Source organism: Streptomyces sp. NPDC026522 (assembly GCF_055567555.1).
In genome coordinates, this window is the sequence record NZ_JBVHQF010000002.1 from 26,105 (window position 1) to 38,539 (window position 12,435).

Here is a 12,435-nt window from a genome sequence, read left to right on the forward strand (position 1 = left end):
ACAGTGGAGAATCTGATTGCGCTGCTGGTGGCGGCGCCCCTGCTCGGAGCGGCGGTGCTGCTGTGCGGCGGCCGCCGCCTCGACAAGGCCGGCCACTGGCTCGGCACCCTCTTCGCCGCCGCCTCCTTCGGCATCGGCGTGGCCCTGTTCGCCGACATGCTGGGGCGCGGCGCCGAAGACCGGGCCGTGTACCAGCGGCTGTACAGCTGGATCCCGGTGGAGGGCTTCCAGGCGGACGTCGCCTTCCAGCTCGACCAGCTGTCGATGACCTTCGTGCTGCTGATCACCGGCGTCGGCACCCTCATCCACATCTACTCGATCGGGTACATGGAGCACGACGAGCGGCGCCGCCGCTTCTTCGGCTACCTGAACCTGTTCCTCGCGGCGATGCTGCTCCTGGTCCTCGCCGACAACTACCTCCTGCTGTACGTCGGGTGGGAGGGCGTGGGCCTGGCCTCGTACCTGCTCATCGGCTTCTGGCAGCACAAGCCCAGCGCGGCCACCGCCGCGAAGAAGGCCTTCCTGGTCAACCGGGTCGGCGACATGGGCCTGTCGATCGCGATCATGCTGATGTTCACCACCTTCGGGACCTTCGCCTTCGGGCCGGTGTTCGGCGCGGTGGACGGCGCGTCCGAGGGCAAGCTGACGGCGATCGCCCTGATGCTGCTGCTGGCCGCCTGCGGCAAGTCGGCCCAGGTGCCGCTCCAGTCCTGGCTCGGGGACGCCATGGAGGGTCCGACCCCGGTCTCGGCCCTGATCCACGCGGCGACCATGGTCACCGCCGGCGTGTACCTGATCACCCGCTCCGGGCCGGTCTTCAACGCCGCACCGGACGCGCAGACGGCGGTCGTCGTGGTCGGCGCGGTGACGCTGCTCTTCGGTGCGATCGTCGGTTGCGCGAAGGACGACATCAAGAAGGCCCTCGCCGGTTCCACGATGTCGCAGATCGGCTACATGGTCCTCGCGGCCGGCCTCGGGCCCATCGGGTACGTCTTCGCGATCATGCACCTGGTGACGCACGGCTTCTTCAAGGCGGGCCTCTTCCTCGGCGCCGGTTCCGTGATGCACGGGATGAACGACGAGGTGGACATGCGCAAGTACGGCGGCCTGCGGAAGTACATGCCGATCACCTTCGTCACCTTCGGCCTCGGCTACCTCGCCATCATCGGCTTCCCCGGCCTGTCGGGCTTCTGGTCCAAGGACAAGATCATCGAAGCCGCCTTCGCGAAGGGCGGTACCGAGGGCTGGATCCTGGGCGGAGTGGCCCTGCTGGGCGCCGCGATCACCGCCTTCTACATGACCCGCGTGATGCTGCTGACCTTCTTCGGCGAGAAGCGCTGGCAGCCCGCACCCGACGCGGACGCCGTGCCCAGCGCCGAGCCCGCGGCCGAACACCGGGCCGGGCAGCTGCCGCACCCGCACGAATCCCCGAAGGTCATGACCCTGCCGATGATCGTGCTGGCCTTCGGGTCCGTCTTCCTCGGCGGCCTGTTCAGCATCAACGAGGCGTTCGTGAAGTGGCTGGAGCCCGTGACCTCCTTCGAGCACGGGAACCCGCCGCTGGGTGCCGGGGCGATCACCGCCTCCACGGTCGTGGTCCTGCTGATCGGCGTGGGCCTGGCGTACGTGCAGTACGGCCGCAAGCCCGTCCCGGTGGTCGCCCCCCGGGGCAGCTGGCTCACCCGGGCGGCCCGGCGCGACCTGCTCCAGGACGACTTCAACCACGTCGTGCTGGTGCGCGGCGGGGAGCACCTGACCCGCTCCCTCGTGTACGTCGACCACAGCCTGGTCGACGGGGTGGTCAACGGGACGGCCGCCTCGGTCGGCGGACTGTCGGGCCGGCTGCGCAAGCTGCAGAACGGCTACGCCCGCAGCTACGCGGTCTCGATGTTCGGGGGCACGGCGATCCTCGTCGCCGCGACCCTGCTGATGAGGGCGGTGTGAGATGAGTTTCCCGCTTCTGACGGTGACGGCGGTCGTGCCCGCGGTCGGCGCGATCCTGACGGCGGCCGTCCCGGCCGCCCGCCGGGGCGCCGCCAAGTGGCTCGCGCTGCTCGTCTCCCTGGCGACCCTGGCGCTGGCCGTGCTCGTCGCGGTCCGCTTCGAGCCCGGTGGCGCCCGCTACCAGCTCACCGAATCCCACGCCTGGATCTCCGACTTCGGGGTCCGCTACGAGCTGGGCGTCGACGGCATCGGGGTGGCGCTGATCGCGCTCACGGCCGTACTGATGCCGTTCATCATCCTGGCCGGGTGGCACGACGCCGACCCCTTGGAGACCACGAGCCGGCGCTGGCGGCCGACCCAGGGCTTCTTCGCCCTGATCCTGCTGGTCGAGGCGATGGTGATCATCTCCTTCGAGGCCACCGACGTCTTCCTCTTCTACATCTTCTTCGAAGCCATGCTCATCCCGATGTACTTCCTCATCGGCGGCTTCGGGGACCGGGCCACCTCCTCCCGGCCGGCCACCGCCGCCGCGGGCACGGCCGAGGCGGCCACGGCCGATGAGAACGCGGCCGCGCAACGCTCGTACGCTGCGGTCAAGTTCCTCCTCTACAACCTCGCCGGCGGCCTGATCATGCTGGCCGCCGTCATCGGCCTCTACGTGGTCGCCGGGAACTTCTCCCTCCAGGAGATCACCGCCGCCCGCGCCGCGGGCACGCTCGACATGGCGACCAACACCGAACGGCTGCTGTTCCTCGGCTTCTTCTTCGCCTTCGCGGTGAAGGCCCCGCTGTGGCCGCTGCACACCTGGCTGCCGAACGCGATGGGCGAGGCCACCGCCCCGGTCGCCGTACTGATCACCGCCGTCGTCGACAAGGTCGGCACCTTCGCGATGCTCCGCTTCTGCCTCGGGCTGTTCCCCGAGGCCAGCAAGTGGGCCACGCCGGTGATCCTGGTCCTGGCCCTGGTAAGCATCGTCTACGGGGCGCTGCTCGCCGTCGGCCAGCGGGACATCAAGCGGCTGATCGCCTACGCCTCGATCTCGCACTTCGGCTTCATCATCATGGGCATCTTCGCGATGACCAGCCAGGGCCAGTCGGGCGCGACGCTGTACATGGTCAACCACGGGATCTCCACGGCTGCGCTGATGCTGGTCGCCGGATTCCTGATCTCGCGGCGCGGCTCGCGGCTCATCGCCGACTACGGCGGCGTGCAGAAGGTGGCCCCGGTGCTCGCCGGGACCTTCCTCATCGGCGGTCTCGCGACGCTGTCCCTGCCGGGGCTCGCGCCGTTCGTCAGCGAGTTCCTGGTCCTGGTGGGCACGTTCACCCGGTACCCGGTCGTCGGCATCATCGCCACCTTCGGCATCGTGCTGGCCGCGCTGTACACGCTGGTGCTCTACCAGCGCACGATGACCGGCCCGGTGAAGGAAGAGGTCCGCGCGATGCCGGACCTGCGGCTGCGGGAGGTCCTGGTGGTCGCCCCGCTGATCGCGTTGCTGATCGGGCTGGGCGTGTACCCGAAGCCGCTGACCGAGATCGTCAACCCGGCGGTCAAGCACACCATGTCGGACGTGAAGCAGACGGACCCCAAGCCCGAGGTCGCCGTCCAAGCGAAGAACGGGGAGGCGGCGAAGTGAGCACGCTGACTGCTGCCCAGGGCCTGATGACACTGGCGGCCGCGGACCCGGCCACCAAGATCCCGGCCCCGCACATCGAATACGCGCAGCTCGCGCCCACGCTGATCGTGGTGGGCGCGGCGGTCCTCGGCGTCCTCGTCGAGGCCTTCGTGACGCGCAAGTACCGCTACCACGTGCAGGTGTTCCTCGCCGTCGCCGCGCTGGCCGCGGCCTTCGCGGCGGTCGTCGGCCTCGCGGCCGGCGGGTACGGGAACTCCAAGGCGCACATCGCGGCCATGGGCGCGATCGCCGTGGACGGCCCGGCGCTGTTCCTCCAGGGCACCATCCTGCTGGCCTCGATCGTGGCCGTGTTCACCTTCGCGGAGCGGCGCCTGGATCCAGCCGCCCACGGGAACAGGGTGGACTCCTTCGCCGCGCAGGCGGCGTCGGTCCCCGGCAGCGACAGCGAGAAGGCGGCCGTCAAGGCCGGGTTCACCACCACCGAGGTCTTCCCGCTGGCCCTGTTCGCGATCTCCGGCATGCTGATCTTCCCGGCGGCCGACGACCTGCTGACGCTGTTCATCGCGCTGGAGGTCTTCTCCCTCCCGCTGTACCTGCTCTGCGCCGTCGCCCGCCGCCAGCGGCTGATGTCGCAGGAAGCGGCGGTCAAGTACTTCCTGCTGGGGGCGTTCTCCTCGGCGTTCCTGCTGTTCGGCATCGCCCTGCTCTACGGCTACGCCGGCTCCGTCTCGTACGCGGTGATCGCGGACGTGGTGGACGGAACGGTCTCGAAGATCGACCCGGCGCTGGCCTCCACCATGGGCAATGACGCGCTGCTGCTCATCGGCGGCGCGCTGGTCCTGATGGGCCTGCTGTTCAAGGTCGGCGCCGTCCCCTTCCACATGTGGACGCCGGACGTCTACCAGGGCGCCCCGACCCCGGTCACCGGCTTCATGGCGGCGGCGACCAAGGTCGCGGCGTTCGGCGCGCTGCTGCGCCTGCTGTACGTGGTGCTGCCGGGCCTGCGCTGGGACTGGCGGCCGGTGATGTGGGGCGTCGCGATCGTCACGATGCTGGCGGGCGCGGTGATCGCCGTGACCCAGACCGACGTCAAGCGGCTCCTGGCCTACTCCTCGATCGCGCACGCCGGTTTCATCCTGGCCGGTGTGATCGCCACCTCCGCCGCGGGCATCCAGTCGGTCCTGTTCTACCTGGGCGCGTACTCCTTCGTGACGATCGGCGCGTTCGCCGTGGTCACGCTGGTCCGGGACGCGGGCGGCGAGGCCACCCACCTGTCGAAGTGGGCGGGTCTGGGCCGCCGTTCGCCGCTGACCGCGGCGGTCTTCGCGGTGTTCCTGCTGGCCTTCGCGGGCATCCCGCTGACGTCCGGTTTCACCGGCAAGTTCGCCGTGTTCAAGGCGGCGGCGGAGGGCGGCGCCGGGATGCTGGTCGTGGTCGGTGTGATCTCGTCCGCGATCGCCGCGTTCTTCTACATCCGGGTGATCGTGCTGATGTTCTTCAGCGAGCCGAAGGCCGACGGCCCGACGGTGGCGGTGCCCTCGCCGCTGACGATGACCACGATCGCGGTCGGCGTGGCGGTGACCCTGGTCCTGGGCGTGGCGCCGCAGTACTTCCTGGACCTGGCGGGTCAGGCGAGTACGTTCGTGCGCTAGCGCGGGCGCGGCCGTAGCGAGGGCCCGGCTCCCCTGAGGGGGCCGGGCCCACGCGTTGACCGGGGTGGCGCGGTGGCCGCCACCGCGGCCGGGGTCAGCGGGCGGCGACGATGCGGCCGGTGACCTCGCCGAGGCCGACGCGGCTGCCCTGCGGGCCGGGCGCCCAGGCGGTGAGGGTGACGGTGTCGCCGTCCTCCAGGAAGGTGCGCTTGCCGTCGGCGAGCTCGATGGCGTCGCGGCCGTTCCAGGTCAGCTCCAGCAGGGAGCCGCGCTGGTCGGTTTCGGGACCGCTGACGGTCCCGGAGCCGTACACGTCACCGGTGCGCAGGGAGGCGCCGTTGACCGTCATGTGGGCCAGCTGCTGGGCGGCGGTCCAGTACATCGACGCGAACGGCGGCCGGGCCACCTCCTGCCCGTTGATGGAGACGGTGATGTGCAGGTCGAAGCCGCCGGGGCGGTCGGCGTCGGCGTCGTCCAGGTACGGCAGCAGCGGGAAGTCCCGGGCGGGCGGGGCCACCCGGGCGGCGTCCAGGGCCTCCAGCGGGGTGACCCAGGCGGAGACGGAGGTGGCGAAGGACTTGCCGAGGAACGGGCCGAGCGGCACGTACTCCCAGGCCTGGACGTCCCGCGCGGACCAGTCGTTGAGGAGGAACAGGCCGAAGACGTGGTCCTCGAACTCGCCCAGCGCGACCGGGCGGCCCAGCTCGGACGGGGTGCCGACGACGAAGCCGACCTCCGCCTCGATGTCGAGCTTGACGCTCGGGCCGAAGACGGGCACCGGGTCGCCGGGCGCCTTGCGCTGCCCGCTGGGGCGTACGACGTCGGTGCCGGAGACCACGACGGTGCCGGAGCGGCCGTGGTAACCGATCGGCAGGTGCTTCCAGTTGGGGGTGAGGGCGTCACCGTCCGGGCGGAAGATCTTCCCGACGTTCGTCGCGTGGTGCTCGCTCGCGTAGAAGTCGACGTAGTCGGCTACCTCGTACGGCAGGTGCAGGGTGACGGCGTCGAGCGGCGTCAGGTGCGGTTCGACCGCCCCGCGGTGGCCGGGGTCGGTCACCCAGGCGGTCAGCGCGCGCCGTACGTCGCGCCAGGTGGTGCGGCCCGCGGCGAGCAGCGGGTTCAGGGAGGGCCGGCCGAGCAGCCCGGCGTAGGGGGAACCGAGCGCGAGCGCGGCCGCTCCGGCGTCCAGGACGTACCCGCCGATCCGCACACCGACCCGGCGCCGGGGGTCCTCAGCGGTGGAGAACACGCCGTAGGGGAGGTTGTGCGGTCCGAACGGGTCGCCCTCGGGGACATCGAGGGGGCTCTGCTGGGGCATGGGTTGCTGCCTCGCTTTCGACGCGGTCCGGGGGTGTCCCGGGGGCTCGTTGACACGTTACGTGGCTGATGGGACGTGTGGGAGGCCGGATTCGGGCGCTATTTGTAGGACTTGTCCAAAGGGGTCCGTATCCTTGCGCCGTGACTTCCGCCCCGCCTTCGGCCCTCCCCTTCGCCTTGATCGCCACCGACCTGGACGGGACTCTGCTGCGCGCCGGGGACACCGTCTCGGCCCGCTCCCACACCGCCCTGGCGCGCGCCCGCGCCGCCGGGGCCGAACACATCATCGTGACCGGCCGCCCGGTCCCGCAGGTACGCCACGTCCTGGACGGCCTCGGGTACACGGGGCTCGCGGTGTGCGGGCAGGGCGCGCAGGTGTACGACGCGGCGCGCGGGCGCCTGTTGCACTCCGTGTGCATGGACCGCGGGCTGGCGGAGGTCGCCCTCGGCAAGATCGAGGCGGAGATCGGCGAGGTGTACGTGGCGGTCGACCAGGAGGGGGTGGACGCGGAGATGCTGATAGGGCCGGGCTACCGGATGCCGCACCCGCACTTGCCGACGGTCCGGGTGCGGCGCCGCGCGGACCTGTGGTCGGCGCCGATCAACAAGGTGCTGCTCCAGCACCCGGAGCTGGACGACGACGAACTGACCCGGGTCGCGCGGGGGGTGGTCGGGGACCTCGTCAACGTGACGATGGCGGGGGAGCACACGGTGGAGCTCCAGCCGCCGGGCATCGACAAGGCGAGCGGCCTGGCACGGGCGGCGGACGTCCTCGGGCTCGCCGCCTCGGCCACGATCGCCTTCGGCGACATGCCCAACGACGTGCCGATGTTCGGGTGGGCGGGGTACGGGGTGGCGATGGCGAACGCGCACCGGGAACTGGTGGCGGTGGCCGACGAGGTGACGTTGTCCAACGAGGCGGACGGCATCGCGGTGGTCCTGGAACGCCTGTTCCGCTGACCGCTGACCGCTGACCGCCGCTGCGGGTGCGGGTGCCTGCCAGTGCCTGCCGGTGCCTGCGGGTGCCTGCCCGTGGCCGGCTGCGCCGGCTCCGCTGGGCCGCCTCCCCCGGGGGCGGTCAGCCCGCCGTGCGCGGGAGGCGGCGTTCCCACGTCCGGTGGAAGACCACCTCGCCGCCCTCCCGGCACACCACCTCGTTGGACGTCAGGAACCCGCCCGCGTCGCAGGAGACCTCCGAGCGGGTCTCCACCGTGACCTCCCAGGCCGGTTCCGGCCGGTGCAGCCGGATCCGCCAGTCGGAGCGGGCCCGCGCGGACAGCGCGTCCGCCGACCGGATCTCGTACTCCTCCGCCGCGTCCTCCCCGTACTCCAGCCCGTCCGGGTACACCCGCGTCCCGCCGCGGCGGGGGTCGGCCTCCAGCCGCCAGGTCCCGCGCGCGACGTCCCGTACGACGACCCGCTCCGGCCGCGGCTCGTCCAGCGTCGCGGGGTACACGACCCCCAGCGGCTCCGCCTGTGCCGGCGCCTCGAAGACGATGCCGCCGTCCAGCGGGCCCGCCGTCCGCAACGGCAGCTCCAGTGTGCTGCCCGCCGGGTCGAGGGTCCAGCCCGCCTCCGAGCCGGCCCGCGGCCAGACCCACGGCCAGTACGCCGAGGACAGCGCCAGCCGGATCCGGTGGCCCGGCGGGAACGCGTACCCGATGCCGTTCAGCTCGAAGCCGACCTCCTCGTACGAGCCCACCGGCCAGGGCGCCGCCCGGTCCCGCCCGCCGCGCGCCGACAGGTTCAGCGCACCGCGCGTGACCAGCGTCGAGGCCCCGTCCGGCCCGACGTCGCAGAGCCGGGCGATCACCTGCCCGTACGGGACGTCCATCCGCAGCCGCAGCGTCACCCGCGCCCGGCCCAGCACCTCCACCGGCTCGCCCGGCGCCACCTGGAACTCGAAGCACGCCGACTTCGCGTCCTCCTCGCGCTGGTCCGGCGGCAGGTCCGCGTCGTGGCCGGCGGGCCGGAACCGCCCGGCGTCCAGGCCGGTGTGCTGCGGGGAGGCGACCGCCACCGGCGCGCCCTGGAGCCCGTAGGAGACCGGCACGACCGAGGGCGAGGGCCAGGCGGCGTCGCCGGTCCAGCGGCCCTCCATCTGCTCGTACACGGTGGCCGGCGGGTGCGACTCGCTGATCCAGCAGCGCAGCAGTGGCTCGTCCATCACCCCGTTGGCCGCACCCTTGAGCCAGTGGTCCCACCAGCGCAGGGTCTCCTGGAGGAAGCCGATCGCCGGGCCCGGCGGCAGCCCCTGGTCGGGGTACTGGTGCGACCAGGGGCCGATCAGCCCGCGGACCCGGCCCCGCGGCAGGTGCTCGACCAGGCGCAGCACGGTGTCCCGGGAGGGGTCGTGCCAGCCGCCGACCGCCAGGACGGCCGCCCGGATGCTCCCGTGGTCCTCCGGGCCGCTGCCCTGCTTCCAGTAGGCGTCGCGGGTCTGGTGCGCGAGCCAGGTGTGGACCGGCGGTTCCACGGCCTCCAGGCGGGTGAGCCACTGCTCCCGCCAGCCGTCGCCGGCGTACCGGGGGTCCGGGGGGAGTGCGGCCAGGGCCAGCATCCGCGCCGCCCGCGCGTGCATGTCCTCGGCCAGGACGGAGCCGCCCAGGTAGTGCCCGCCGTTGTCGTAGGGGTCGTCGGTGCAGCAGACCGCGACGACGGCCTTGAGCGCCGGCGGGGCGAGGGCGGCGATCCGGAGCCCGGTGGAGCCGCCCCGGCAGATCCCGGACATGCCGACCGCCCCCGTGCACCACGGCTGCGCCGCGAGCCACTCGACCACCGCGACGCCGTCGGCGAGTTCCCGCGCGTCGTACGCGTCGCCCGGCACGCCGCCGCTGCACCCGTGGCCGCGCACGTCCACCCGTACGGAGGCGTAGCCGTGGCCCGCGTACCAGGGGTGGCGCTGCCGGTCGCGCGCGGCGGTCCGGTCGGTGAGCCGGTACGGGAGGTATTCGAGCAGGGCCGGCACCGGCTCGTCGGTGACCGGGCGCCAGATCCGGGCGTACAGTCCCACCCCTCCCCCAGAGCCTTCGGCCTGGGAGGTGCCCCCAGGCATCGGGATCCGGACATCCTCGCGGCTGGTCTCGTAGGGGAAGTCGGTACGGATGATCATGCGGAACCGCCTTGGTGAACGGGGGCCGGCCAGGGGTGGCGCCGCCTCCGGATCCGTCCGTTCGGCTATGTCAGTGACAGTTCTGGATGAAACGCAATCTGCGGGTTGTTTCGGCTCCTGATGAACATACCGGTGTGTATCGGGCGGTGCGCGCGTGGCGGCGGGGCAGGCGCTCTGGGTGATCGAAAACAGACCGGATACGCTGGCTTGAGTGATGGCAGCGACACATCGACAATCCATGTGATCGTCAAGGTGATCGTCAGCAGACAGGAGTACCCCTCGTGACCGTCGTCGGGCCGTTCGGACTGAGCGTGCGGGACCAGGCTCTTGAGACCGATGTCCAGGCCGGACTGGCCGCTGTCGAGGCGGGTCTGCTGGAGGCCACCAAGAGCGAAGTCCCCTTCATCACCGAGGCCGCGCAGCACCTGGTGCGGGCCGGAGGCAAGCGGTTCCGGCCCCTGCTGGTGCTGCTCGCGTCCCGGTTCGGAGACCCGTACGCGCCCGGGATCGTGCCGTCCGCGGTGGTCGTGGAACTCACCCACCTGGCCACCCTGTACCACGACGATGTCATGGACGAGGCGGACGTCCGCCGCGGGGTGGAGAGCGCCAACACCCGCTGGGGCAACTCGGTGGCGGTCCTGACGGGTGACTTCCTCTTCGCCCGCGCCTCGCACATCCTGGCCGACCTGGGACCCGAGGCCGTACGCATCCAGGCGGAGGCCTTCGAGCGGCTGGTGACCGGCCAGATCCTGGAGACGGCCGGCCCGCGCGACGGCCGCGACCCCGTCGCCCACTACCTCGACGTCATGGCCGGCAAGACCGGCTCGCTGATCGCCGTATCCGGCCGGTTCGGCGCGCTGATGGCCGGCGCCGACGAGTCCGTGGTCGACATCCTGACCCAGTACGGCGAGCGGCTCGGCATCGCCTTCCAGCTCGCCGACGACGTCCTCGACATCGCCTCCGACTCCCACGAGTCCGGCAAGACCCCGGGCACCGACCTGCGCGAGGGCATCCCCACCCTGCCCGTCCTGCGCCTGCGCGAGATGGCGGAGCGGGACCGCGACCCCGACGACCTGGACCTGGTACGGCTCCTGGACGGCGACCTGAGCGACGACGCGCGGCACGCCGAGGCCCTGGCCCGGCTGCGGGTGCACCCGGCGCTGGAGCAGGCCCGCCGCGACACCGTCCGCTACGCGCAGGACGCGCGGGCCACGCTCGCCCCGCTCCCGGAGTGCTTCGCCAAGTCGGCTCTGGAGGAGCTGTGCGACGCGGTGGTCCACCGCGCGGGCTAAGTGGGTCTTCCGAGTCCTGGTGGCTCCTTCGACGGGCCCGGCATCCCCTACCGGCAGGGGATGCCGGGCCCGTGTCGTGTCATCCCTGGGTTGTACGCCCAGTTGAGTCCGGGGAGTGACGCCTTCGGCCCCTGTCCTTTGGTCAGATAGAGGCACATCCCCACCAGATCGGGTGAGAGTGGCGGCCGGGGGTGGACGCGACGCATCTACGGAGGCAGGCAGACAAGATGGCAACGAACACGAAGACCCGCAAGGCCGCTCGGTACGCCGTACCGGTCGCGGTGTTCGGCGTGGCGGCCGCGACCATCGCGATGGTCCCGGCCTTCGCCAACGCCGGGAACCCGGACCTGCCCAAGGTGACCGCCCAGCAGCTCATCGAGAAGATCGCGGCCTCGGACGTGCAGCAGCTCTCCGGCAGCGCCAAGATCAGCACGGATCTGGGTCTGCCCACCCTCGCGGGCGGCCTGCTCGCCGGCCGCGCCGGCGGTGTCACGGGCGGCTCGGCCGACCCGCAGGACAAGGTCGCCCAGCTGGCGAACGGTACGCACACGTTCCGCGTCGCGGCCGACGGGCCGGACCGGCAGAAGCTCACCTTCCTCGACGGCAAGGACGAGTACAGCCTGACCCACAACGGCAAGGACGTGTGGGGGTACGACAGCAAGTCCAACGAGGTCTTCCACGAGAAGGACGTCCAGTCCGGACCGGGCGTCGAGCGCAAGGCGGGCGGGCGGATGCCGGCCTCGCCGCAGGAGATGGCGCAGGAGGCCCTCAAGGCCGCCGGTCCCACCACCGACGTCAGCGTGGGCGACACCGCCCAGGTGGCCGGGCGGGACGCCTACCAGCTGGTGCTCAAGCCCAAGCAGGCCGGCTCCACGGTCGGCTCGGTGCAGATCGCCGTGGACGCCAAGAACGGCGTGCCGCTGCGCGTGCAGCTGCTGTCCAGCCAGGGCGGCAAGCCGATCGTGGACGCGGGCTTCACCAAGGTGGACTTCGCCAAGCCGGCCGCCGACACCTTCGCCTTCACCGCGCCCAAGGGCGCGAAGGTGACCGAGGGGACGGACGGGCACGGCAAGGACGGCAAGGGCGACGCCAAGGACGGCCAGGGCGGCGTCCACGGCAAGGAGTGGAAGGGCCTGGAGTCCTTCCCCGGCCTGGACGGCCTGACGGGCGGGGCGGCCGGCGCCGGGAAGGGCGACGTGAAGGTGCTGGGCGAGGGCTGGGCCTCGGTCGCGCAGATCTCCGTACCCGGGGGCAAGGGCCTCAAGGACGCCGAGGGAGCGGCCAACGGCAAGGACGCCCCGAAGGAGGCCAAGCAGTTCCTCGACTCCCTCGGGGACAAGGTCACCGGCTCGTTCGGCTCGGGCCGGATCTTCTCCACCCGCCTGGTCAACGCCCTGATCACGGACGACGGCAAGGTCTACGTCGGCGCGGTCACCAAGGACACGCTGGTGAAGACGGCCAACTCCGCCAAGTAACCGCACG

Annotated in this window: 8 protein-coding genes; 6 read left to right on the forward strand and 2 right to left on the reverse strand. The window is 71.8% G+C overall.

The window, feature by feature from the left end; all coding sequences use genetic code 11:
- Positions 1-3 precede the first annotated feature (3 nt).
- Genes nuoL through nuoN form a run of 3 tightly spaced genes read left to right on the forward strand, consistent with a single transcriptional unit; the run spans position 4 to position 5,232 of the window.
- Entirely contained in the window at positions 4-1,944 is a 1,941-nt protein-coding gene (gene nuoL, locus ACZ4M3_RS04585) for an NADH-quinone oxidoreductase subunit L (RefSeq protein ID WP_467730199.1), read from the forward strand.
- A gap of 1 nt (position 1,945) precedes the next feature.
- The gene (locus ACZ4M3_RS04590; protein ID WP_467730201.1) at positions 1,946-3,580 is read left to right on the forward strand and encodes an NADH-quinone oxidoreductase subunit M; all 1,635 of its coding nucleotides are present in this window, start codon (positions 1,946-1,948) and stop codon (positions 3,578-3,580) included.
- Between the two features lie 26 nt (positions 3,581-3,606).
- Positions 3,607-5,232, forward strand: a complete 1,626-nt coding sequence (gene nuoN / locus ACZ4M3_RS04595) for an NADH-quinone oxidoreductase subunit NuoN (RefSeq protein ID WP_467730795.1) — start codon at positions 3,607-3,609, stop codon at positions 5,230-5,232.
- A 94-nt stretch (positions 5,233-5,326) separates the two neighbouring features.
- Here the strand turns inward: nuoN and fahA are convergent, their stop codons facing one another.
- Positions 5,327-6,550 carry a fumarylacetoacetase gene (fahA, locus tag ACZ4M3_RS04600; RefSeq protein WP_467730203.1) on the reverse strand — a complete coding sequence of 408 codons (1,224 nt, stop codon included), beginning with the start codon at positions 6,548-6,550 and terminating at the stop codon, positions 5,327-5,329.
- A gap of 140 nt (positions 6,551-6,690) precedes the next feature.
- Between fahA and ACZ4M3_RS04605 the strand changes: the two genes are divergently transcribed.
- A complete protein-coding gene (locus tag ACZ4M3_RS04605) occupies positions 6,691-7,509 on the forward strand; it encodes an HAD family hydrolase (RefSeq protein ID WP_467730205.1) in 819 nt (272 codons plus the stop codon).
- A 118-nt stretch (positions 7,510-7,627) separates the two neighbouring features.
- Here the strand turns inward: ACZ4M3_RS04605 and ACZ4M3_RS04610 are convergent, their stop codons facing one another.
- Positions 7,628-9,661 (reverse strand): CocE/NonD family hydrolase, encoded by a 2,034-nt coding sequence (locus ACZ4M3_RS04610; RefSeq protein WP_467730207.1) that lies wholly within the window; start codon positions 9,659-9,661, stop codon positions 7,628-7,630.
- 281 nt (positions 9,662-9,942) lie between these two features.
- Here ACZ4M3_RS04610 and ACZ4M3_RS04615 point away from each other — a divergent pair, with 281 nt between their 5' ends.
- Together ACZ4M3_RS04615 and ACZ4M3_RS04620 are read left to right on the forward strand one after the other, a co-directional pair.
- Positions 9,943-10,953 (forward strand): polyprenyl synthetase family protein, encoded by a 1,011-nt coding sequence (locus ACZ4M3_RS04615; protein ID WP_453355031.1) that lies wholly within the window; start codon positions 9,943-9,945, stop codon positions 10,951-10,953.
- A gap of 227 nt (positions 10,954-11,180) precedes the next feature.
- Entirely contained in the window at positions 11,181-12,428 is a 1,248-nt protein-coding gene (locus tag ACZ4M3_RS04620; protein WP_467730209.1) for a LolA family protein, read from the forward strand.
- Positions 12,429-12,435 lie beyond the last annotated feature (7 nt).